Source organism: Aeromonas sp. MR7 (genome assembly GCF_963899385.1).
GTDB lineage: Bacteria > Pseudomonadota > Gammaproteobacteria > Enterobacterales > Aeromonadaceae > Aeromonas > Aeromonas bestiarum.
Genome location: NZ_CAWQXH010000028.1, coordinates 1 through 547, shown reverse-complemented (window position 1 = coordinate 547; position 547 = coordinate 1). Strand labels below are relative to the sequence as shown.

1 rRNA gene is annotated in these 547 nt (G+C 52.8%); it reads left to right on the top strand.

What is annotated here, in order from left to right:
- Positions 1-547, top strand: a 23S ribosomal RNA gene (locus AACW87_RS14590); the annotation flags it as partial.

Here is a 547-nt window from a genome sequence, read left to right as displayed (position 1 = left end):
TGAGTGGTAGGGGAGCGTTCTGTAAGTCTGCGAAGGTGTATCGAGAGGTATGCTGGAGATATCAGAAGTGCGAATGCTGACGTAAGTAACGATAAAGGGGGTGAAAAGCCTCCTCGCCGGAAGACCAAGGGTTCCTGTCCAACGTTAATCGGGGCAGGGTGAGTCGACCCCTAAGGTGAGGCCGAAAGGCGTAATCGATGGGAAGCAGGTTAATATTCCTGCACGACTTGTAATTGCGATGGGGGGACGGAGAAGGCTAGGTGGGCCAGGCGACGGTTGTCCTGGTGAAAGTGCGTAGGTGGTGTTTCTAGGCAAATCCGGAGACACAACACTGAGACACGAGACGAAGCCACTACGGTGGTGAAGCCATTGATGCCCTGCTTCCAGGAAAAGCCTCTAAGCTTCAGATTACAAGTCATCGTACCCCAAACCGACACAGGTGGTCGGGTAGAGAATACCAAGGCGCTTGAGAGAACTCGGGTGAAGGAACTAGGCAAAATAGAACCGTAACTTCGGGAGAAGGTTCGCTCTTGACAGTGAAGTCCCT